Origin of the sequence: Microbacterium sp. NPDC058389 (assembly GCF_042722305.1) — a bacterium.
GTDB lineage: Bacteria > Actinomycetota > Actinomycetes > Actinomycetales > Microbacteriaceae > Microbacterium.
Map to the genome: position 1 here is coordinate 1 of NZ_JBHXJQ010000028.1, position 19109 is coordinate 19109.

20 protein-coding genes are annotated in these 19109 nt (G+C 72.1%); 17 read left to right on the forward strand and 3 right to left on the reverse strand.

Annotation, left to right across the window (positions count from 1 at the left end; translation table 11 throughout):
• The first annotated feature begins 101 nt into the window (after window positions 1-101).
• Together ACFWJ8_RS20725 and ACFWJ8_RS20730 are read left to right on the forward strand one after the other, a co-directional pair.
• The gene (locus ACFWJ8_RS20725; RefSeq protein WP_378815120.1) at window positions 102-410 is read left to right on the forward strand and encodes a hypothetical protein; all 309 of its coding nucleotides are present in this window, start codon (window positions 102-104) and stop codon (window positions 408-410) included.
• Complete coding sequence (locus tag ACFWJ8_RS20730; RefSeq protein WP_378815122.1) at window positions 407-1927, forward strand: hypothetical protein; 1521 nt, start codon at window positions 407-409, stop codon at window positions 1925-1927. The genes ACFWJ8_RS20725 and ACFWJ8_RS20730 overlap by 4 nt, the downstream gene beginning before the upstream one ends.
• Before the next feature lie 7 nt (window positions 1928-1934).
• On the opposite strand, the gene ACFWJ8_RS20735 is transcribed toward ACFWJ8_RS20730, so the two are convergent.
• On the reverse strand, window positions 1935-2324 hold the full coding sequence (locus ACFWJ8_RS20735; RefSeq protein WP_378815124.1) for a phage holin family protein: 390 nt from the start codon (window positions 2322-2324) through the stop codon (window positions 1935-1937).
• A gap of 85 nt (window positions 2325-2409) precedes the next feature.
• Here ACFWJ8_RS20735 and ACFWJ8_RS20740 point away from each other — a divergent pair, with 85 nt between their 5' ends.
• Genes ACFWJ8_RS20740 through ACFWJ8_RS20755 form a run of 4 tightly spaced genes read left to right on the forward strand, consistent with a single transcriptional unit; the run spans window position 2410 to window position 7103 of the window.
• Window positions 2410-3522, forward strand: coding sequence for a histidinol-phosphate transaminase (locus ACFWJ8_RS20740; RefSeq protein ID WP_378815125.1), 1113 nt, complete (start codon window positions 2410-2412; stop codon window positions 3520-3522).
• 28 nt (window positions 3523-3550) lie between these two features.
• Window positions 3551-4708 (forward strand): thiamine pyrophosphate-dependent dehydrogenase E1 component subunit alpha, encoded by a 1158-nt coding sequence (locus tag ACFWJ8_RS20745; RefSeq protein ID WP_378815155.1) that lies wholly within the window; start codon window positions 3551-3553, stop codon window positions 4706-4708.
• On the forward strand, window positions 4705-5706 hold the full coding sequence (locus ACFWJ8_RS20750; protein ID WP_378815127.1) for an alpha-ketoacid dehydrogenase subunit beta: 1002 nt from the start codon (window positions 4705-4707) through the stop codon (window positions 5704-5706). Before ACFWJ8_RS20745 ends, ACFWJ8_RS20750 begins: the two co-directional genes overlap by 4 nt.
• Window positions 5707-5717: 11 nt before the next feature.
• Window positions 5718-7103 (forward strand): dihydrolipoamide acetyltransferase family protein, encoded by a 1386-nt coding sequence (locus ACFWJ8_RS20755; protein WP_378815128.1) that lies wholly within the window; start codon window positions 5718-5720, stop codon window positions 7101-7103.
• A gap of 9 nt (window positions 7104-7112) precedes the next feature.
• Here ACFWJ8_RS20755 and ACFWJ8_RS20760 read toward each other — a convergent pair whose 3' ends face one another.
• Entirely contained in the window at window positions 7113-7754 is a 642-nt protein-coding gene (locus ACFWJ8_RS20760) for a hypothetical protein (protein ID WP_378815130.1), read from the reverse strand.
• Window positions 7755-7836: 82 nt separating this feature from the next.
• On the opposite strand from ACFWJ8_RS20760, the gene ACFWJ8_RS20765 reads away from it, so the two are divergent.
• The 9 genes from ACFWJ8_RS20765 (at window position 7837) to ACFWJ8_RS20805 (ending at window position 15476) form a co-directional block, all read left to right on the forward strand.
• Window positions 7837-8793 carry a metal ABC transporter solute-binding protein, Zn/Mn family gene (locus ACFWJ8_RS20765; RefSeq protein WP_378815131.1) on the forward strand — a complete coding sequence of 319 codons (957 nt, stop codon included), beginning with the start codon at window positions 7837-7839 and terminating at the stop codon, window positions 8791-8793.
• Entirely contained in the window at window positions 8790-9620 is an 831-nt protein-coding gene (locus ACFWJ8_RS20770; protein ID WP_378815133.1) for a metal ABC transporter ATP-binding protein, read from the forward strand. Before ACFWJ8_RS20765 ends, ACFWJ8_RS20770 begins: the two co-directional genes overlap by 4 nt.
• Entirely contained in the window at window positions 9617-10480 is an 864-nt protein-coding gene (locus tag ACFWJ8_RS20775; RefSeq protein ID WP_378815135.1) for a metal ABC transporter permease, read from the forward strand. The genes ACFWJ8_RS20770 and ACFWJ8_RS20775 overlap by 4 nt, the downstream gene beginning before the upstream one ends.
• 44 nt (window positions 10481-10524) lie before the next feature.
• A complete protein-coding gene (locus ACFWJ8_RS20780) occupies window positions 10525-10950 on the forward strand; it encodes a Fur family transcriptional regulator (protein WP_378815137.1) in 426 nt (141 codons plus the stop codon).
• Window positions 10937-11995, forward strand: a complete 1059-nt coding sequence (locus tag ACFWJ8_RS20785; RefSeq protein WP_378815139.1) for a permease — start codon at window positions 10937-10939, stop codon at window positions 11993-11995. Before ACFWJ8_RS20780 ends, ACFWJ8_RS20785 begins: the two co-directional genes overlap by 14 nt.
• Window positions 11988-12812, forward strand: a complete 825-nt coding sequence (locus tag ACFWJ8_RS20790) for a TIGR03943 family putative permease subunit (protein WP_378815141.1) — start codon at window positions 11988-11990, stop codon at window positions 12810-12812. The genes ACFWJ8_RS20785 and ACFWJ8_RS20790 overlap by 8 nt, the downstream gene beginning before the upstream one ends.
• Complete coding sequence (locus ACFWJ8_RS20795) at window positions 12802-14223, forward strand: hypothetical protein (RefSeq protein WP_378815143.1); 1422 nt, start codon at window positions 12802-12804, stop codon at window positions 14221-14223. The genes ACFWJ8_RS20790 and ACFWJ8_RS20795 overlap by 11 nt, the downstream gene beginning before the upstream one ends.
• A gap of 72 nt (window positions 14224-14295) precedes the next feature.
• The gene (locus tag ACFWJ8_RS20800; RefSeq protein WP_378815145.1) at window positions 14296-14655 is read left to right on the forward strand and encodes a PadR family transcriptional regulator; all 360 of its coding nucleotides are present in this window, start codon (window positions 14296-14298) and stop codon (window positions 14653-14655) included.
• Window positions 14652-15476, forward strand: coding sequence for a hypothetical protein (locus tag ACFWJ8_RS20805; RefSeq protein ID WP_378815147.1), 825 nt, complete (start codon window positions 14652-14654; stop codon window positions 15474-15476). The genes ACFWJ8_RS20800 and ACFWJ8_RS20805 overlap by 4 nt, the downstream gene beginning before the upstream one ends.
• A gap of 167 nt (window positions 15477-15643) precedes the next feature.
• Here the strand turns inward: ACFWJ8_RS20805 and ACFWJ8_RS20810 are convergent, their stop codons facing one another.
• A complete protein-coding gene (locus tag ACFWJ8_RS20810) occupies window positions 15644-17284 on the reverse strand; it encodes an MFS transporter (RefSeq protein WP_378815149.1) in 1641 nt (546 codons plus the stop codon).
• A gap of 73 nt (window positions 17285-17357) precedes the next feature.
• Here ACFWJ8_RS20810 and ACFWJ8_RS20815 point away from each other — a divergent pair, with 73 nt between their 5' ends.
• Together ACFWJ8_RS20815 and ACFWJ8_RS20820 are read left to right on the forward strand one after the other, a co-directional pair.
• On the forward strand, window positions 17358-18053 hold the full coding sequence (locus tag ACFWJ8_RS20815; RefSeq protein WP_378815151.1) for a DNA-3-methyladenine glycosylase: 696 nt from the start codon (window positions 17358-17360) through the stop codon (window positions 18051-18053).
• Between the two features lie 62 nt (window positions 18054-18115).
• Complete coding sequence (locus ACFWJ8_RS20820; protein ID WP_378815153.1) at window positions 18116-19051, forward strand: hypothetical protein; 936 nt, start codon at window positions 18116-18118, stop codon at window positions 19049-19051.
• Window positions 19052-19109: the final 58 nt, after the last annotated feature.

Consider the following 19109-nt stretch of genomic DNA (forward strand, 5'->3'; position numbering starts at 1 on the left):
CAGGTGCGGCGCCTCCTGCACATCCGGGACGCAGACGCGGGTCGTCCACAGTTGCCCGGTCGGGGCGCCGCCGGGGCCGCGGCCCGTTCGATGCTGAACGCGTGACACTCCCGACCGCCGACACCGCGGCATCCCATCAGCTGGCCATCGTGGCGCGCGAGCTCGCACGCCTCATCGAGCGGCTCGAGGATGCCGCCGCCCTCGCCCGGCGGCTGTCGCTCGAGACGGACTGGCAGGCGAAGGCCGCGACGGCGTTCCACGTGCGGGCCGACGCGTGGGCGGGCGCCGTATCGGGCCTGCAGGGGCTTGCCGAGACTGCTCGGCTGGACGCGGCACGGGCCCGCGATCGCGCGGCCTTCGCGGAGTCGGCCCGCGCCGTCGCGTCGCTCGTGTCAGGCGGCGGGCGATGACGGTGGACGCCGCGGACGCCGCGGCCGGCGGCGGGGTCGCGGCCGCCGGACGGACGGGCGACCCCGAGGGCATCGTCAACCTGGTCAGCGACAGCTGGTTCCGCGCGGACGACGGGCTGCAGATCACCGGCGGCGGAGCGGTCGCGGTCGACACGGCCACGTTGCGGCGGACGGCGGAGGGCTTCGTCGCCGCGGACGGCGACCTGGCCGACATCGGGATGCGGCTGGCGGCGCTGCAGAACATGCTGCTGATGGCGCGCGAGCACGCGTGGGAGGCCGTGTCGGCGGCATCCGTCCTCGGCACGCGGCTCCACGAGGTGCGCCTCGAGGCGGGTGCCATCGGCGTGGCGCTGCGGGAGGCGGCGGTCGTCTATGAGCTCGTCGAGCTCGACGCCGCCCTGCGCGCGGCGACACTCGCCGGCGACGCCGCGTCGGCCGCGACGCTGGGGGCCCGTCGGGAGGAGCTGATCGCGCTCCACCCCGACGCCTGGGACGCCGCCGTGGGGGCGCAGTTCGCCCGCAGCATCATGTGGCCGGGCGAGCTCGTCCGTCAGGGGACGCAATGGGGCGTCGGTGTCGGCGACACATTCGGCGACCCCGGAGCGATCTGGGGCGGCGCGGCGGTCGGCCTCGGCACCCTCGGCGCGGCGGCCTATGTCGGGATGGCCGGGACAGGACGCGTGGGGCCGGGCGCGCGACTCACCGGCACGGCCGGCGCCGTCACGGTCACCGCGGTGAAGCCCGAGGGGCCGTCCGGTTCGATGCCGGGTACCGCGCCGGCGCCGGCCACGACGGTCGGGCAGGCGGGTCCGTCGTCGTGGCGTCCTCCGTCCGCCGTCGCGCCGCCGTCCCTCGCGGCTGCGGCCGCCCGCATCCCCGGCGACGGTGCGGCGCGGGTGCGCGTCGAGAAGTACACGATGCCCGACGGATCCCGGCAGGCCGTCGTGTACATCGCCGGGATGCAGTCCGGCGATGTCGTCGGCGGCGACGACCCGTGGGACAACGAGTCGAACCTGCAGCTCTATTCGGGGCGGATGTCGGACTCGTATGCCGCGACCGAGGCCGCGCTCGCCGCGGCGGGCGTCGAGGCAGGCGACGCCGTACACGTCGTGGCCTTCTCGCAGGGCGGCATGATCGGCGCGCATCTCGCGCTGGAGGGCGACTACGACGTGCAGACCCTGGTCTCGCTGGGCTCGCCAGTCGAAGCCGATGTCGGTGCCGGCACGTTGAGCGTCGCGATCCGCCACACCGACGATCCCGTCGCAGGCCTCGCCGGCGGTGGCGCGCTGGAGGGGGTCGGCGCCCCCGGCAGCTTCGTCGCCGAGCGGGTCTACGACCCCGACACGGGGGCGGACGACGCGACGCTCCCCGCGCACCGGCTCACGGCGTATGCCGAGACCGCGGCGATGGTCGACGCGTCGGGCGACCCGCGGGTCGCCGGGCTGCGTGCCGTCTTCGACGACCTGGCCCGAGCGGAGTCGGTCGAGGTCGGCGAGTACGCCGCGGAGCGCGGGTGAGGGCGGATCAGTCCTTCTTGGGACGCAGGATGATGCCGAAGACCCAGTTGATGAGCGAGATGATGATCGCCGCGACCACGCCCCACCAGAAGTCCTCGACGCGCAGGCCCCAGTTCCACCAGTGCGTCAGCCACGCGGTCAGCCACAGCAGGAACGCGTTGATCAGCAGGCCGATGAGGCCGAGCGTGAGGATGTAGATGGGGAACGCCAGCACCTTGATGACGGTGCCGATGATCGTGTTCACGAGCGCGAAGATCGCCGCCACGATGAGGTACGTCAGCACCGTCTGCAGCGTCTCGCCCGGCGGGAACGGCACGACCGTGACCTGGAGCGTCGGGATGAGGGTCACGACCCAGATCGCGAACGCATTGACGACGATGCGGAGGAGGAAGCCCATAGTCCGGCCAGTCTTCCATGGGCGTCCTCCGGGGGCCAGCATCCCGTGCGCCCGCGCGCACGGCGAGGATTCGTAGACTGGGCCCGTGACCGACGCTCCCGATATCCCCGTCCGCGTGCGCCCCGAGGTCGCCGCGCTGCCACCGTACAAGCAGGGGAAGCAGGCCGGAGCCGAGGCGTTCAAGCTGTCGAGCAACGAGAACCCCTTCGACCCGCTCCCGGGCGTGCTGGAACGCGTGCAGGCGGCGACCGCGCTCAACCGCTACCCGGACGCGACCGCCGCTCGCCTGCGCGAGCGGCTCGGCGAGCGGTTCGGGGTCGGTCCCGACGGCGTGCACATCGGTGCAGGCAGCGTCTCGATCCTCGCCCAGCTCGTACTCGCGACCGCGGGCCCCGGCGACGAGGTGATGTACGCGTGGCGGTCGTTCGAGGCGTACCCGTGGCTCGCCGTGGTGGCCGGCGCGAACGCCGTGCAGGTGCCGCTCGCCGAAGGCGCCCGCCATGATCTCGACGCGATGGCCGCGGCCGTCACCGACCGCACGCGGGCGATCATCGTGTGCAGCCCCAACAACCCGACCGGTCCGATCGTCACGCAGGCCGAGTTCGACGCGTTCGTCGCGAAGGTGCCGTCCGACATCCTCGTGATCCTCGACGAGGCCTACGCCGAATTCGTCACCGACCCCGACGCCGTCAAGGGGGCAGTCGTGCTCGCCGGCGGCGCCCACCCGAACGTCGTCGTGCTGCGCACGTTCTCCAAGGCCTACGGGCTCGCCGGACTGCGCGTCGGCTACGCCGTCGGCCACCCCCGCATCCTCGATGCCGCGCGCAGCACCGCCATCCCGCTGTCGGTGACCGCGTTCGGCGAGGAGGCGGCGCTCGCGAGCCTCGACGTCGAGGACGAGCTGCTCGACCGCGTGGGCGTCATCGCCGAGCGCCGCGACCGCCTCGCCGCCGCGCTGCGCGAGGCCGGCTGGCGCATCCCGGTCGCACAGGGAAACTTCGTGTGGCTCCCCGCCGGCGACGAGACCCTCGCCGTCGCCAGGGCCTTCGAAGAGGCGGGTCTGATCGTCCGCCCGTTCGCCGGTGACGGCATCCGGATCTCCGTCGGTGAGGAGGAGTCTGTCGACAAGGTCCTACGGATCGCGGCATCCGTTGTGAAAGACCTCCCAGAAGGCCACGCCGGACGCGGGCTAGCGTAGAACGGTGACCCCGCCTGAAGACTCGGTGATGACCGACGCCACGGCAACGGGCGCCGGTGCCGCCGACACCGACGCCCCCGTCGTCCGCTTCCTCGAAGCGGACGGGACCTTCGCGCCCACCCCGGCCGCCGAGCGGTATCGCGAGGCGGTCGACGGCCTCGGCGACGCCGAGCTCGAGACCTTCTACCGCGACATGGCCGTCATCCGCGCGTTCGATGTGCAGGCGACCAACCTCCAGCGCCAGGGGCAGCTCGCGCTGTGGCCGCCGAGCTACGGACAGGAGGCCGCACAGGTCGGCTCCGCCCGTGCCGCACGCCCCCAGGACCATCTCTTCCCGTCGTACCGCGAGCACGTGGTGACCCGCATCCGCGGCGTCGACCCGATCGACATCATCCGGGTCATGCGCGGCCTCACGCACGGCGGCTGGGACCCGACGGACCCCAAGAACGGCAACACGCGCATCTACACGCTCGTGCTCGGCGCCCAGACGCTGCACGCCACCGGCTTCGGCATGGGCCTCGTCTTCGACGGCCGCTGCGGCACCGGCGACCCCGCGCGCGACGAAGCGGTCATCGTCTACTACGGCGACGGCGCGTCGAGCCAGGGCGACGTCCACGAGGCCATGGTGTTCGCGGCGAGTTACCGCACGCCCGAGGTGTTCTTCCTGCAGAACAACCAGTGGGCGATCTCGGTGCCCGTGGCCACGCAGTCGCGCTCGCCGCTGTACAAGCGCGGCGAGGGGTACGGCATGCCGAGCATCCGCATCGACGGCAACGACGTGCTCGCCAGCTGGGCCGTCACGCGTGCCGCGCTCGACGAGGCGCGCTCGGGAGAGGGCCCGCGCGCGATCGAGGCGATGACCTACCGGCTGGGCGCCCACACCACGAGCGACGACCCGACCAAGTACCGCACGTCGGACGAGGAGGAGTCGTGGCGCCGCCGCGACCCGATCGCGCGCATGAAGGCGTTCCTCCTGGGCCGTGGCGCATCCGAGGCGTTCTTCGCGGACGTGGAGGCCGAGGCCGAGGCGCTGGCGTCCGACATCCGCGAGCGCACGAACGCGCTGGACGGCCTCGAGGCCGACTCGATGTTCGCGCACGTCTACTCCGAGGAGCATCCGCTGATCGAGCAGCAGCGGCAGTGGCTGGCCGGGTACGAGGCGTCCTTCGAGGGAGGCCAGGCATGACCGTGCTCCGACAGGCTCAGCAACCGGAGAACCTGCCGCTCAGCCGTGCGATCAACGCCGGCCTGCGCGCATCGCTGGCCGGCAGCGACCGCGTGCTGCTCATGGGCGAGGACATCGGCAAGCTCGGCGGCGTGTTCCGTGTGACCGAGGGGCTGCAGGCCGAGTTCGGAGACCGGCGCGTGCTCGACACCCCGCTGGCAGAGTCCGGACTCGTCGGCACCGCGATCGGCCTCGCGATGGCGGGATTCCGTCCCGTCGTCGAGATCCAGTTCGACGGCTTCGTCTTCCCCGCGTTCGACCAGATCACCACTCAGCTCGCGAAGCTCACCAACCGCCACGAGGGCGCGCTGCAGATGCCCGTCGTGATCCGCATCCCGTACGGCGGGCACATCGGCGCGGTCGAGCACCACCAGGAGAGCCCCGAGGCGTACTTCGCGCACACTCCGGGCCTGCGGGTCGTGAGCCCGTCGACGCCGAACGACGGCTACTGGATGATCCAGGACGCGATCGCATCGGCCGACCCCGTGATCTTCCTCGAGCCCAAGGCGAAGTACTGGATGAAGGGCGAGGTCGACACGACCGCCCGTGCGCTGCCGCTGCACGCGTCGCGCGTCGTCCGCCGCGGCACCGATGTCACCCTCGTCGGCCACGGCGCGATGGTGACGACGATGCTGCAGGCCGCTGCGCTCGCCGAGGCCGAGGGCACGAGCATCGAGGTCATCGACCTGCGCTCGCTGTCGCCGATCGACTACGGCCCCATCCTGGAGTCCGTGCGCCGCACCGGCCGCATGGTCTACGCGCAGGAGGCCCAGGGCTTCGCGTCGCTGGGCTCCGAGGTCGCGGCGACCGTCATGGAGCAGGCGTTCTACGCGCTCGAGGCCCCGGTGCTGCGCGTGTCGGGCTTCGACGTCCCCTTCCCGGCGGCCAAGCTCGAGGGCGTCTACCTGCCCGACGCCGACCGCATCCTCGAGGCCGTCGACCGGTCCCTGGCCTACTGATCGGAGCTCCCATGAGCACGCAGACGTTCGTCCTCCCCGACGTGGGTGAAGGCCTCACCGAAGCCGAGATCGTCCAGTGGCGCGTCGCGCCCGGCGACACCGTGGCGGTCAACGACGTGCTGGTCGAGATCGAGACGGCCAAGTCGCTCGTCGAGCTGCCGTCGCCGTTCTCCGGCACCGTCGGCGAGCTGCTGGTCGCCGAGGGCGACACCGTCGACGTGGGCGCCCCGATCATCACGATCGCCTCCGGCGCGGGAGTGGATGCCTCGTCCCCCGCGACCGTCGGCCAGTCCGAGCACGGCGCACCGGCCGAGCCCGCCGACGCGGGCGAGGGTGCGGTGCTGGTCGGCTACGGCACCGGCGGGCACGCGCAGTCGCGCCGCCGCACCCTTCGACAGGCTCAGGGGCCGGGGGTGGCGCCGGCCGAGGAGCGGGTGGCGGCATCCGTCGGGGTCGTCGCCAAGCCGCCGATCCGCAAGCTCGCACGCGACCTCGGAGTCGATCTCGCTGTCGTCACGCCCAGCGGCCCGGCCGGCGAGGTGACGCGCGAAGACGTCGTGAAGCACGCGTCGCAGGCCAGCGTGTTCCGCAACATCGAGACGCCCGAATGGGGCGACGTGCGCGAGGAGACGATCCCCGCGCCGGCCCGTGTCGCGCCGGTCGTCGCGCCGGCGACCCCCGCCCCCGATGCGGCGGGCCGCGAAGAGACCATCGCCGTCAAGGGCGTGCGCAAGGCGACGTCCTCGGCGATGGTGCAGTCGGCGTACTCGGCCCCGCACGTGTCGGTGTGGACCGACGTCGACGCGACGCGCACGATGGAGCTCGTCAAGCGGCTGAAGGCCTCGCCGGACTTCGCCGACATCCGCGTCTCGCCGCTGCTCATCATGGCCCGCGCCGTCATCTGGGCGGCCCGTCGCACGCCGATGGTGAACGCCGCCTGGGTCGACGCGGAGGGCGGCGCCGAGATCCGCGTCCGCCGCTACGTCAACCTCGGCATCGCGGCCGCCACCCCGCGCGGCCTCCTCGTCCCGAACATCAAGGACGCGCAGGACCTGTCGATGCGCGAGCTCGCCAAGGCGCTGGAGAAGCTCACCCTGACGGCGCGCGAGGGCAAGACGAGCCCCGCCGATCAGCAGGGCGGCACCATCACCATCACGAACATCGGCGTGTTCGGGATGGATGCCGGCACGCCGATCATCAACCCCGGCGAGTCGGGCATCGTGGCCCTCGGCACGATCCGGCAGAAGCCGTGGGTGGTCGACGGCGAGGTGCGTCCGCGCTTCGTGACGACGGTGGCCGGGTCGTTCGACCACCGCGTGATCGACGGCGACGGCATGTCGCGCTTCATCGCCGACGTGGCCTCGATCCTCGAAGAGCCGGCGCTGCTGCTGGACTGATCGACGCGATCAGTGCGGCGCGTCCGTCCGCTCCGCACTCCCGGAGCGGCGCGCGGCGCGGACGAGGGATGCCGGGGCCACCGTGCGCGGACGCCGGAGGATCACCAGCAGGACGATCGCGAAGAGGCCGCCGAGCGTGCCGGCCATGATGTCGCCCATCGTGTCTTCGAGGCTGCCGTTCTGAGAGTTCGTGCCGATGATCAGGTCGCTCGCGTACTCGCAGATCTCCCACGCGGCCGCGAACGCCATGGGCGTGAGCTGCACGACGAGCAGGCCGAACCATGACGGCAGCGGCGTGCCGACCCGTTCCTCGACGCGGCGCACCCACAGCATGCCGAGCCACGCCAGCATGACGCCCGAGTCGAAGTGGATCAGGGTGTCCCAGTCCGGGATCATGGCGTAGACGTTCAGCGCGCTGCCGGCGAACGGGCCGAGCGTGATGAAGATCAGGTAGTGCAGCTGCAGCGCCCGCGGAAGGGTCGTGCGGAACACCAGTTCCGCGGCGGCCGGCGCCCACATCGTCAGCGCGAGCAGCACGGTCAGCAGCACCTGGATGGGGAATCCGATCAGGGCGAGCACGAGCGCCAGCGCGATCGTCACGACCTGGAAGGGCAGCGCGAACAGCAAGGAGCGGCGGACCTGCTTGGGCACGGCCCGACCCTAGCAGGGGGTCCGGCGTCGTCCTCGGAACCTCGATTTGAGAACGATTCTCATTAACATTAGAGTCGTGGACATGAACCAGTCTCGACGTGCGCTCACCCTGCTCGGCCTGGCGGCGGCATCCACTCTCGTCCTCGCCGGATGCGCGGCCAGTGCCGGCGCCGACGACGGGCGGCTGCAGGTCGTGGCCTCGACGAACGTGTACGGGCAGATCGCATCCGAGATCGGCGGGGATGCCGTCGACGTGACGTCGATCGTCTCCAGCGCGTCGCAGGACCCGCACTCGTTCGAGCCGAGCGCCCGCGATCAGCTCATCGTGTCGAAGGCCGATCTCGTCATCGAGAACGGCGGCGGCTACGACGCCTTCGTGGACGGACTGATCGACGCGAGCGGCACCGAGGCGCCCGTCATCACGGCGGCCGAGCTCTCACCGGAGTGGCCGGAGGACGCCGACGAGGACCACGACGACCACGCCGAAGAAGGGCACGAGGACCACGCCCACGTCGAGGGCTTCAACGAGCACGTCTGGTACGACGTCGACACCATGCGCGCGGTCGCGCAGGAGATCGCCGACGAACTGGCCGACCTCGACCCCGACCACGCGTCCCAGTTCTCCGCGAACGCGAAGGCCTTCGGCGCCGACCTCGACGGCCTCGACGCCGCGCTGGCCGACATCGCGGCGGCGCACGACGGCGAGCAGGTGTTCATGACCGAGCCCGTGCCCGGCTACCTCATCGAGGACGCGGGGCTCGTGAACGTCACGCCCGAGGCGTTCAGCGAGGCCGTCGAGGAGGAGCAGGACGTCGCGCCGGCCACGCTGCTCGAAGCCCTGAACCTCATCCGCGGCGGCGGGGTGAGCGTGCTCATCACGAACACCCAGACGGGCGGGGCCGAGACGGCGCTCGTCGTCGACGCGGCCGGAGAGCACGGCATCCCGACGATCGCGTTCTCGGAGACGCTCCCGAAGGGAGAGACTTATGTCTCGTGGATGCAGGCGAACATCGAAGCCCTGAGCGCGGCGCTGGCATGACAGCACCGGCGTCGGGCGGCGCGCCCGTCCTGAGCATCCGGGGTGCCGCGCTGCAGCGCGGCGACCGGGAGCTGTGGGCCGGGCTCGACCTCGACGTGCGGCCGGGCGAGCTCGTCGCCGTGCTCGGACCCAGCGGGTCGGGCAAGACGACCCTGCTGCGCGCGATCCTCGGGCTCGAAGAGCTCAGCGCCGGGAGCATCTCGGTGCTCGACGAGCCGGTGCACGGCCGCGGCAACCGCCGCGTCGGCTATCTGCCGCAGGCGCGCCCGCTGCCGCGCGACACGTCACTGCGGGGTCGCGACCTCGTGACGCTCGGCGTCGACGGCCACCGGTTCGGTCTGCCGATCCCCCGCCGCGGCGACCGCGCGCGCGTCGACAGGCTCATCGAGGCCGTCGGCGCGCAGGGCTTCGCCGACCGGCCCGTCGGCGAGCTGTCGGGCGGCGAGCAGCAGCGGCTGCGCGCCGGACAGGCGCTGGCCGACGACCCGCCGCTGCTGCTGTGCGACGAGCCGCTCACGAGCCTCGACCTCGCGAACCAGCAGGCCGTCATCGGCCTCATCGACCGCCACCGCCGCGAACGCGGCGCCGCCGTGCTTCTCGTCACCCACGACATCAACCCGCTGCTGGGCAAGGTCGACCGCATCCTGTACATCGCGAACGGGCGCTTCACGCTCGGCACGCCCCAGGAGGTGCTGCGCTCGGACGTGCTCACCGCGCTGTACGGCGCGCACGTGTTCGTGCTGCGGGCGGGTGACCGGCTCGTCGTCGTCGGCGCGCCCGATGCCGAGGCATCCCATCACCACCACGACGGCGAGGCGCACCTGTGAACTGGAGTGACATCGCCGATGCGATGTTCGGCGGGCTGCCGTACTACGGCGACATCCTGGCGCTCGTGTCGAACTCGCTGTGGGCGGGTGCGGTGCTGGGCCTGGTCGGCGGGCTCGTCGGAGTCTTCGTCATGCAGCGCGACATGGCGTTCGCAGTGCACGGCATCAGCGAGCTGTCGTTCGCCGGCGCCGCGGCCGCTCTGCTCATCGGCGTCGACGTCGTTACGGGCTCGATCGTCGGCTCGATCATCGCGGCCGCGATCATCGGGCTGCTCGGCGCCAAGGCGCGTGACCGCAACTCGATCATCGGCGTGCTGATGCCGTTCGGCCTGGGTCTCGGCATCCTGTTCCTGTCGCTGTACGACGGGCGCAGCGCGTCGAGCTTCAGCCTGCTCACCGGGCAGATCGTGTCGGTGCAGACCGGACAGCTCGGGTGGCTCGTCGCGATCGGCGCCGTCGTGCTGCTGGGGCTGCTGCTCATCTGGCGCCCGCTGCGGTTCGACTCTCTCGACCCGCAGTCCGCGGCCGCACGGGGCGTGCCGACCACCGCGGTGTCGCTCGTCTTCATGCTGCTGCTCGGTCTCATCGTGGCCGTCGCGGTGCACATCATCGGCGCGCTGCTCGTGATGGCGCTGCTCGTGACGCCCGCCGCGGCGGCGATGCGCGTCGCGTCCGGCCCGCTGTCGGTGCCGCTGCTGTCGGCCCTGTTCGGCTTCGTGTCGGCCGTCGGCGGCATCCTCCTCGCCATCATGGGCACCCTGCCGGTGAGCCCGTACATCACGACGATCTCGTTCGTGATCTACCTCGTGTGCCGCGGCATCGGCGCCCGCAGGGGCCGCGTCACCCGCGTCCCGGCGTGACCCGTCCCGGCTCGCGTCCAGGGGCCGCGGGTAGACTCGCGGGCATGGCCCAGCGCAACACGTGGCAGCGCGAACGCGTGCGCGAAGCGCTGACGGACGCCCGCGGATTCGTCAGTGCGCAGTCGCTGCACGCCACCCTCCGCGACGAGAACACCGGCATCGGACTGGCCACCGTGTACCGCGCCCTGGCGGGGCTCGCGGCGCAGGGCGACGCCGATTCGCTGCAGAGCCCCGAGGGCGAGGCGCTGTACCGCGCCTGCAGCAGCGCCGGGCACCACCACCACCTCATCTGCCGCTCCTGCGGCCTGACGGTCGAGATCGAGGCCACCGACGTCGAGCAGTGGGCGCGCGCCACCGCCGAGCGCCACGGCTTCCGCGACGCAGAGCACGTGGTCGACATCTTCGGGCTGTGCGCGTCGTGCGCGGCCGCCGCCGACGACCAGCGCGCCCAGCAGCGTGACGCGGACTGACCCGACGCAGCGTCCGGCGAGAGCGCGGTACGAGCCGGTCACGGCCCGTCTCGGGCCGTCGCCGCAGGCTCGCGCGTTCCTGTGGCTCTGCGTCGGCCTCGCCGTCGTCGGCGGCCTGTTCCTGATCGACTGGCTCGCGCCGACGCTGTTCCCGGCATCCCTCCCCACCCGTGCGCAGGACGGCCTGACGCTCGCGATCAGCGTGCTCATCGAGTCGATGCCGTTCGTGGCGCTCGGCGTGGTGCTGTCCATCGTCGTGCAGGTGTGGGTGCCGCCCGGCGTCATCGAACGATGGATGCCGCGCCGCGCGTGGGCGCGGCGCGCGGTGCTGTCGCTGCTCGGCATGATCGTGCCGGTGTGCGAGTGCGGCAACGTGCCGTTCGCACGCGGACTGCTCATGCGCGGGTTCTCGGTGCCCGAGACGCTGACGTTCCTGATCGCGGCGCCCATCGTGAACCCCATCGTCATCATCACGACCCACCAGGCCTTCGGGTTCAGCGACGGCATCCTCGTCGCGCGCATCCTCGGCGGGTACGCGATCGCCAACCTCATCGGATGGCTGTACTCGCGGCATCCCTCGCCGGACGGGCTGCTGACGGAGCGCTTCCGCGACACGTGCGAGCTCGTCGTGCACGAACCCGGCGGCAAGTGGCGGCGCACGATCGCGCAGTTCGTCATCGAGCTGCGCGCCGTCATGCCCGCCCTCATCATCGGCTCGGCGCTCGCCGGAGCGGTGCAGGTGCTCATCCCGCGCGAGGCGCTCGTGGCCATCGGCTCGAACCCCGCGCTGTCCATCGTCGCGATGATGCTGCTGGCGATGGTGGTGTCGATCTGCTCCAATGTCGACGCGTTCTTCGCGCTGTCGTTCGCGTCGACCTTCACGCCGGGGTCGATCGTCGCGTTCCTGCTGGTCGGACCGCTCGTCGACGTGAAGATGCTGGCGCTGCTGCGCACCACGTTCACGTGGCGCACGCTCGGCGGCATCGTCGCCGTCGTGCTCCTGTCGGCGTTCGCGATCGGGACGGCGGTGAACCTCCTTGCGTAGGTCGGGGTTCATCGGCACGCGGTGGCTGGGCGTCGGGCTCGCCGCCTCGCTCGCCGTCGTCACCATCGGCCTCGCGGTGACGGGCCGGCTGGGGCTGTACATCAACCCCGACTCGGCCTGGTTCGCCGTCGCGATGGCGGTGTTCGTGCTCGTCGGCGCGGTGGCGTCGTTCGCGCTGCCGCTTGGCGCGGAGGCCGACCACGGGCACGACCACGGCGACGCGCATCACCCGGTCGTTGAGCGAGCGAGGAACGGGCGAGACGAAACGCATCGGCGCGCGGACGACCTCGTGCACGACCACGAGCACCCGCGGCACCCGCTCGCGTTCGCCGCCACGGTGGCCGGCGGGGTCGCCGCATCGGGCGTCGTCGTGCTCACCCTGGTGCTGCCCCCGGCGTCGCTGAGCGCCGAGCTGGCGATGTCGCGCGACGTGGGGGCGACGCCGCTGTTCGGCGGGGCCGACACGATCCAGCTGGCCTCGACCGGCGACACCTCCTCGTTCGGGGTCGGCGAATGGGCCACGGCGTTCGCCACGGCCACCAACCCCGACGCGTTCGACGGCGACCCCGTCGAACTCACGGGATTCGTCACGCCCGGCGCCGACGGCGGTTTCGACCTCACGCGGCTCGTGATCACCCACTGCGTCATCGATGCGCAGCCGGCGAGCCTGCCGATCGTCCCCGCGTCGGATGTGCCCGACACCGGGCAGTGGGTCACGATCACCGGCACGGTGCGCTCGTCCTCCGACGGCCGGCTCGTCGTCGACGCGGCGAAGGTGGATGAGATCCCGGAGCCCGAGGATCCGTATGAGTACTGAGCAGCCGACGCGTCGTGCCCGGGCGAAGCGTCGGCGCGGCCGCGCGTTCGCCGCGAGCTTCACGCTCGTGCTGGGCGTCCTCGTCGTGCTCGGACTCGCCGGCGCGGCGGCGAGCGTGGCGCAGGGCCCGCGCGTGACGGACGTCTACGTGGACCCCGCGGCAGCGGCTGCGGCATCCGGATCCCGTCTCATCGTGACCACCACGCAGTCGCTCGCCGACGTCGATCCCTCGCAGGTGACGGTGAGTCCCGCGACGCCGTTCCAGGTCGACACGTCGGGACGCAGCGTCGGGGTGCGGTTCACCCTGCCGCTGTGGGACGACACGGACTACACCGTGAAGATCGCCGGCGTCGCCTCGCTCGGCGGCGGTCCGACCGCGACGATCACCGAGACGTTCCAGACGCCGAAGGCCGAGGCGTTCCTGCTGCAGCGCGGCGGCGACGACGGCGACCTCATCTACCGTACCGATCTCGCGGGCGACAAGGCGGTCGCGGTGTTCCGGCATCCGCACATCGAGGACTTCCGGGCGACGGGGTCGCACCTCGTGGTCTCGGTGCGCACCGACGATGACGAGGCCGGGCTCATCGTGACCGATCTCGACGGCAAGAACCCCCAGGAGCTGCCGCTGCCGGGCGAGGGCTACGTGTCGAACCTGCAGAGCGCCGACCGGGGCGAACGCATCGGCTACACGTTCTCGGACGCGCACCTGGGCGCCGATGCGGGGCGCGAGAGCCGGCTGTTCACCGCCTCGCTCGGCGACCCGACCGCCGACCCGGTGCCGATCGAGGTGCAGGGCGCCGACCCGCGCGTCGCGGAGTGGCGGTTCGTGCCCGACACCGACAGCATCCTGCTGCTGTCGTTCGACGGCTCGCTGCTGCTGACGGGGTCGGGCGGCACGGACTCGGCGACCGCCCTGGGTGTCGCCCTCGGCCTCGACGGCATCGCCCGCGGCTCGAACCAGGCCGTCGTCGACCGGGCAGACCACGCGGCGGTCATCGACCTGACCGATGCGAGCGAGCAGCAGCTCGTCGCGCCGGATCAGGACCTCGGCGGCACGACGTCGGTCACCCCGCTGCCGGACGGCTCGACGATCCGCACCGCCGCGGTGCTCGATGCGGACGGCATCCCGACGGGGCGCACCTCGGTCGCGCTCGTCGCGGCGGACGGTGCGACGCGCATGCTCACCGAGATCGACGACACGGATGCCGTCCTGCAGGTGTGCGTGTCGCCCAGCTCCCGCTACGTCGCGGTGCAGGTGGCGCCCGACGCGGTGACGAACTCCTACGACACGTACCAGCTGCCCCTGCCGGAGCGGCCCGAGACGCGGGTGCTCGAGATCGCCGACGGGACGCAGGTCGTGGCACTGCAGGGGTCGTCGATCTCGTGGTGCCAGGTGCCGCCGACGGCCTGACCGGGTGCGGCATCCACTCGTCTTCATATCTTCCCATTGACAATGGGAAGATATCTGCCTATAACTGGAGGCATGAGAAGACGGCCCGGAACCCTGCTGCCGCTCGAGGCGGAGATCCTCGACGCGGCGCTGCGGCTGGATCGCGCCGGCGACCGGCGGTTCCACGGGTTCGGCATCGCCAAGCTGATCGCCGAGGGCGACGAGACGTCGACCCTCACGGCGCACGGCACGCTGTACAAGGCGCTCGGGAGGCTCGAAGCCGCCGGGCTGCTCAGCAGCGACTGGGAGGACGCCGACGTGGCGGCCGAGCAGGGCCGCCCGCGCCGCCGCCTCTACGAGGTGACCGGTGCGACCGCCGTCGCCCTCGCCGAGCACCGGTTGAAGACGTCGCGGACGTCGCCCGTCGGGCGCGCCGCGTGGGAGACGCCGTGAACGGGCAGCAGACCCGGCACGGGAACAGGACGGCGGCGGCGACAGGTGTCGCCGCACGGCTGGTCCTGGCGTGGGTGGACTGCTACACGGACGGGGTGAGCGCGCAGACGGCCGAGCGTCGGCGTGACGAGATCCACTCCGACCTGTGGGAGCAGCAGGCCGACGCGCACGAGACGGGGCGGCCGCGGCTCGCGGTGTCGCTCTCGATCGCACGACGAGCGGTGGCCGGCGTTCCGGCCGACCTGCTCTGGGTACACACGCAACGCGCGGCATCACGGGGTCTGCCGGCCGAACAGAAGGCAAGATCCATGAACAACGCATTCCGTCTCGTCGACCGCTGGTGGTGGGTGCTCGGTGCCGCCGTCCTGGCGGCGTGGGGCTTCGCCATGGGCATCGGCCAGCTCCTCGAACCGGGCATGCCCTACGTCGAGGGCTCGGTGCAGGCCATCACGCTGTCGGCGCTCCTCGCCGCCGGGGTCGTGCTGCGCGCCCGCATGCCGCGCACCGCCGGCGCGCTCGTCGTCGCGGGTGCGACGACGTTCGCCGCGCTGTGGTGGATGCCGGTCGCGATGGTGATCGCCGTCGCCGTGGTGATCGGGGCCGCCGTGTCGGTGGTCCGCGCGGTGCCGCGCCACGACCCGCTGCTCTCGGTGCTCACGGTGGCGGGCCTCGCCGCGGTCGGCGCCGCGCCCCTCTGCTACGTCGCGATGGGCTACGGGTCGGGCGCGCTCGGGCTCATGTGGTTCGTGCTCGCCGCGGTCGGGACGGCACTGCTCATCGCCGTCGGCACCCCGCGGGGCTCGGCCGTGCGCCCCGCCTGAACCGTTCTCCGGCCTGCGTTCGCAGGTCCGCACACTCCGACGCGGAGGGGCTCCGGCCCCGACTCCGTCCGCGTCGGGGCGCGTCCCGGGATGCCGCTCGGCACGGCCTCCCGGGACGCGTTGCGCCGTCGGGGCTCCGGGCTCCGGCCCCGGTCGGTCGGCCGAGGTCAGTCGCCGGGCGGTGGCCCTTCGGCGACGGCGTCCGCCTCGACGGGGTCAGGGACCGGGATCTTCGACGGCAGACCCGCCGACAGCATCAGCCCGAGCAGCGTGAGGGCGAAGACGAAGAACAGCGACTGCCGCAGCGCCTCGACCTGGGTGTCGGCGTAGAGCTGGGCGACCTGCTGGGCGGACGCGGCGTCCGCTCCGGCATCCGTCAGCAGGTCCTCCGCCTGCTGCTGCGAGACGATCGGCGCGCCCTTCGACGCGGTGGCGACGACCTGATCGCGCACGTCGGCGGGGATCGAGGTGCTCTCCTGCACGGCGGTGGTGAATCCCGACGTGAGCAGGAGGATGAACACGGAGCCGACGACGGCCGTGCCGAACGACGAGCCGAGGTTCTGGAACGTTCCCTGCAGTCCGCCGACCTCGGACGTGTCGGACTGCCCGACGGCCGACATGTTGACGTTGCCGAGCTGCGAGGCGAGCAGTCCGAAACCTGCTCCGACCACGAACATGCCGACGGCGAAGGCCCAGCCGACGAGATCCGGCTGCACCGCGAGGAACACGATCAGCACGCCGAAGCCGAGCGTGAGCTGGCCGATGCGGCCGATGTTCTGCGCCGACCGCACGGTCGACAGGCGCGAGCCGAGGATCGAGAACAGGATGAGCCCGATCGACAGCGGCAGGATCTTCAGTCCCGTCTGCAGCGCGTCGAAGCCGAGGATGGTCTGCAGGTACACCGGCACGACGAAGAACAGCGCGGCGATCGCGAAGTACTGCGCCATGAACATCGTCAGGCCGCTGCGCAGGGCGCCGATGCGCAGCAGGCTGATCTTCAACAGCGGCACCCGCCCGGTGCGCTCCAGGCGCTGCTGCCGCTTCACGAACAGCCAGAGCACGACGATCGACAGCAGGATGAGGTAGGCGACGGGCGAGATCCCGAAGGGTGCGAACGGCTGGCCGCCGACGACCGGAGGATCCAGCGGCACGATCCAGCCCCACGTCTTGGACTGCAGGATGCCGTACACCCCGAGGCCGAGGCCAAGGGCCGACAGCACGACGCTCAGCAGATCGATGCGCAGCGTGCGGTCGCCCGGCACGTCCTTGATGCGGCCCGAGACGATGAGCACGAGCGTCATGACGACCGCCTCGGCGACGAAGACGTAGCGCCACGACGAGTAGGTCGTGACGAGACCGCCGATGAGCGGACCCGCCGCAGCAGCGCCGCCGGTGACAGCGCCCAGCACGGCGAACGCGACCACGCGCTGCCGGCCGGTGTAGTTGATCGCGGCGAGGGCGGCGATCGCCGGGATCACGAGCACCGCGCCGAGGCCCTCGACGAGCGACCATCCGAGCATGAGCACGGTCAGGTTGGGGCTCAGCGCCGTGGTGAGCGAGCCGATGCCGTACACGACCGAGCCGATCCGGAACGCCAGGCTGCGCCCCCACCGGTCGCCGAGCTTGCCGCCCGTGAGCATGAAGGCCGCCATCGTGAGCGCGTAGAACGTGATGGCCGCCTGCATGCCCGAGATGTCGGTGCCGAGGTCATGCGCGACGGTCGAGATCGAGACGTTCATGACCGTGCTGTCGAGCACCATGATGAACTGCGACACGCTCAGCAGGATGAGCACGAACCATTTCCCCATGCGCGAACAGTAGTGCGCGGGGTCGCCGGACGGCACCACCCGCGGCGGGTGAGCCCGCCCGTAGACTCGCGGCATGGTGCAGGGGCGGTGGCGGGCGGCGACGCGTGCCGACCTGGAGGGGCTCCCCGCCGAGGTGGCACCGCGCCTGCTCGACGCCCGGCTGACGACCGTCGTGGGCGGCGAGACGGTGGTCGTGCGGATCACCGAGGTCGAGGCCTATCACGGACGAGGTACCGGATCGGTGCCGGATCCCGGCTCGCACGCGCGCATGGGACGGACCGCCCGCAACGCGACCATGTGGGGCGAGCCCGGCCATCTGTACGTGTACCTGAGCCATGGCATCCACTCGTGCGTGAACGTGGTGTCCGGCCCCGAGGGGGTCGCCGGCGGCTGTCTGCTGCGCGCCGGCGAGGTGATCGAGGGAGTGGATGCCGCCTTCCGCCGCCGTCCGGCCGCCCGGTCCGTCCGGGACCTGGCGCGCGGACCCGGGCGCTTCGGCGACGCCGTCGGGTTGCGGCATCCCCTCCACGACGGGATCGACGCAATCACCGGCGCGCCCTGGCACGGCGCGGTGGCCGCACTGGAGCTGCGCGCCACGCCGCTGGCCGAGGTGGCTGCCGGGCCGAGGGTGGGGGTGGCGGGTGTCGCGGGCACCGACGTCTTCCCCTGGCGGTTCTGGGTGCCGGGCGATCCGACGGTGTCGCCGTTCCGGTGGGGTCGTGGCGCGCGCGAGGCGGCCGAGGCCACCTCGTTCCCATCGCATTCTTAGGATCCGCAGATCCGGCTCATGAGGAGCCTCCCTAGCGTCGTGGCGCGAGTGGAAGGAGCCGCATGGCCCAGGTCAAGGTCGACAGGAGCCTGCTGCAGGGCATGACCAAGCGCGAGCGCCAGGCGTTCGTGCGGGACATGGCGCGGCAGGAACGGGAACGCCGGGCGCGGCAGCGCCGGCAGCGGCGCATCGCGGCATGGTCGGCGGCGGGCGCCGTCGTGGTGCTGGCGGTGGCGGGCGGGATCACCGCCGGCGTCGTCTCGGCGGGCAACGCTGCGGCCGCCGAGGCCGCGAAGGAGGCCGAAGCCGCCGCCGATGCCGCCCGCGGGCCGGCCAACATGCTGACCGACGGCCTGCTGCTCAAGAGCGCCGGCGACGGGTCGACCGTGACCCCGGTCACCACCGGAGCGCTCGAGGGCGGCGCGACGCCCGAGAAGAGCGCATCGGAGGTCGCGACGACCGGGGTGCTCGACGTGCAGCTGTACGTCGACCCGACCTCGGCTGAGGCTGCGACGTTCTGGTCGACGTCGGGTGCGACGCTGCAGAGCGCCCTCACCGCCGGCGACGTGTCGCTGGAGCTGCATCCGATCGCGCAGACCGGCAGCGCGGACGCGCTCGCCGCCGTCGCCGCGTTCGGCTGCTTCGCCGCGCTGCAGCCCGATGCCGCGCTTGCCGCCTGGAACGCGATGCTGCAGATCGGCATCGACGGCGCCGCGACCGGCACCACCCTGACCTCGGGGGACCTCAGCGGCGTCATGACCACGGCCGCCGCGACCGACGACGTCGTGGACTGCGTCGACGGCGACACCTACGCGCAGTGGGCGGATGCCGCCAGCACGCGAGCGACGACCTCGATCCCGTACGCGACCGACGCCACCGCCGCGTCGTCCGGCGTCACTGTGGTCGCCGCAGGCTCCGTGTACACCGGGCCTCTGGACGACGCCGCGGCTCTCTCGTCGTTCCTCTCCCAGGCGCTCACCACCGCGACCGCCGGCTGACCGGGCCTTCGGGTGGCACGACACGCGGCATCCCTTCGTGGGACGCCGCGTGTCGTGC

Coding starts and splice junctions, on each gene's coding strand:
- ACFWJ8_RS20730 (WP_378815122.1), top strand. CDS start 407: ATGACGGTGGACGCCGCGGACGCCGCGGCCGGCGGCGGGGTCGCGGCC.
- ACFWJ8_RS20735 (WP_378815124.1), bottom strand. CDS start 2,324: ATGGGCTTCCTCCTCCGCATCGTCGTCAATGCGTTCGCGATCTGGGTC.
- ACFWJ8_RS20745 (WP_378815155.1), top strand. CDS start 3,551: ATGACCGACGCCACGGCAACGGGCGCCGGTGCCGCCGACACCGACGCC.
- ACFWJ8_RS20750 (WP_378815127.1), top strand. CDS start 4,705: ATGACCGTGCTCCGACAGGCTCAGCAACCGGAGAACCTGCCGCTCAGC.
- ACFWJ8_RS20755 (WP_378815128.1), top strand. CDS start 5,718: ATGAGCACGCAGACGTTCGTCCTCCCCGACGTGGGTGAAGGCCTCACC.
- ACFWJ8_RS20765 (WP_378815131.1), top strand. CDS start 7,837: ATGAACCAGTCTCGACGTGCGCTCACCCTGCTCGGCCTGGCGGCGGCA.
- ACFWJ8_RS20770 (WP_378815133.1), top strand. CDS start 8,790: ATGACAGCACCGGCGTCGGGCGGCGCGCCCGTCCTGAGCATCCGGGGT.
- ACFWJ8_RS20780 (WP_378815137.1), top strand. CDS start 10,525: ATGGCCCAGCGCAACACGTGGCAGCGCGAACGCGTGCGCGAAGCGCTG.
- ACFWJ8_RS20795 (WP_378815143.1), top strand. CDS start 12,802: ATGAGTACTGAGCAGCCGACGCGTCGTGCCCGGGCGAAGCGTCGGCGC.
- ACFWJ8_RS20800 (WP_378815145.1), top strand. CDS start 14,296: ATGAGAAGACGGCCCGGAACCCTGCTGCCGCTCGAGGCGGAGATCCTC.
- ACFWJ8_RS20810 (WP_378815149.1), bottom strand. CDS start 17,284: ATGGGGAAATGGTTCGTGCTCATCCTGCTGAGCGTGTCGCAGTTCATC.
- ACFWJ8_RS20815 (WP_378815151.1), top strand. CDS start 17,358: ATGGTGCAGGGGCGGTGGCGGGCGGCGACGCGTGCCGACCTGGAGGGG.
- ACFWJ8_RS20820 (WP_378815153.1), top strand. CDS start 18,116: ATGGCCCAGGTCAAGGTCGACAGGAGCCTGCTGCAGGGCATGACCAAG.